This is a genomic window from Kitasatospora sp. NPDC093558, assembly GCF_040683475.1.
Classification (GTDB): Bacteria; Actinomycetota; Actinomycetes; order Streptomycetales; family Streptomycetaceae; genus Kitasatospora.
In genome coordinates this window covers 1-1,552 of record NZ_JBFBDY010001104.1, presented here as the reverse complement: position 1 = coordinate 1,552, position 1,552 = coordinate 1, and the positions used below count along the sequence as shown (strand labels likewise).

The window sequence follows — 1,552 nt, the reverse complement described above, 5'->3', positions numbered from 1 at the left end:
CAGCCCGGGCAGCAGCCAGCTCTGGAACGGCGCCAGCACCGCCAGAACCAGGAATGCCACCCCGCTGACCCGGGCCAGCAGCGGACCGCGCCGCCACAGCTTCTCCAGGAAGATCACCACCGCGATCCCCGCCATCGCCGCGACGTTCATCACGCCGAGCGGCACGAGGACTACCATCAGTGCCCAGCAGCAGCCCAGGCAGTACCCGCCGTGGTGCAAGCCGACCCGCAGGTCCCGCACCGGCGGCCGGTAGCCCGCGTAGTGCAGCAGCTGGGCCATCGGGCTGCGGCAGTGCCGCAGGCACACGTACTTCAGCGGGCCCAGCTGGTACAGCCCCGCCAGCGCGAAGGCCGCCGCGCCGATCCACTTCCCCACGTCCGGATCGCGCTCCACCAGGTGGCCGGTGAGCGCAAGCCCGCCGTACGCCAGCAGCCCGAAGGCCGTCCACACCAGCAGATAGCCGGCCAGGAACTCCGTCGTGCGCACCGCCCGCTTCGCGCCGCTCGACTGCCGGCCGATGCCACGCGCCCAGGTCACCGCCACCGGCGCCACCGACGGCAGCATCATCGCGGCCATCATCGCCAGCCACAGCACCAGGAACAGCGGAAGCGCCATCCCCATCGTGCCCGGCTCGATCCCCATGTCCCGGGCCTGCCCGACCGTGAACACCCAGGCCAGCGCCGCGATCACCACGATCAGGCCCCACGCCACGGCCAGATCCCTGGCGGGCATCAGCACCCCGGTCCGCAGCGGCTGCTTCTCCATGGTGACGGTACGCATGACGCTCTCCTGCCTGGTCCTTCCAGGACAGCACACGTGCGCCGACGGCAAAACCCGGTCACAGTCCACTTTCGGCATCAGCTGGGACTGCAGCGGCAAAATCCAGCAGGCTTTTCCCGTTCGACTGCAGCGGACCTGGCTGACAACCGCGCACACAGGCGTCAGGCCGGCACCGTGTGCCAGGGGCCGTCCGGGTGCGTCGGGTTGGGGCTCGCGGCCAGTCGGAGGGCGTACACGTCGCGGTCGGCCTGGTCGGCGACGGGACCGACGTGGCCCAGGCAGGTGTGGCCGGTGAGGTGGTACCAGGAAGGTTGCCGTCCACATGGCCTTGACGTCGACCAGGACGACCGTCCTGGATTTGGCTCAACAGCTAGTGCAGGGCGTGCGCCGCGGCATGCCCGAGGGCGCTCAGGCCTCCGCCCATGGCTTTCGGCCGAGAAGCAGGGCGTACCCCGCGGCGCCGAGCTCGACGGCCCTGGCGGCCTGGGCGATCAGCGCTGCCACCCGGTCGCCGTCCAGGTCGACGTCCAGGTCAGCGAGGACGGGCCAGGCGCCGCCGATCATGCGGAGGGCGCGCACGCGGGCGTCGATCTGCTCGATCATGCGTCGCAGGGCGTCGTCGTGGTGCTCCGTGCGGGTAATGAGCAGTCCGGCGGTGGCCAGGAGATCGGTGTACTCCTCCAGCGGGCGGGCGTCGGCGAGGCAGGCCACCCAGCCGGCCAGGTCGGCGAGTTCGTCCGGGAGCCCGCCGGGTGCGATGGTCACGTCGGTG

The 1,552-nt window shown here is 71.3% G+C and carries 1 protein-coding gene and 1 pseudogene; both read right to left on the bottom strand.

Annotation, left to right across the window (positions count from 1 at the left end; genetic code table 11):
• On the bottom strand, positions 1–780 hold a 780-nt coding region (locus AB0O00_RS38890; RefSeq protein WP_363659396.1), incomplete at its 3' end, for a DUF2182 domain-containing protein.
• Positions 781–1,188: 408 nt separating this feature from the next.
• Positions 1,189–1,552: pseudogene (locus AB0O00_RS38885) on the bottom strand (methyltransferase type 11); the annotation flags it as partial.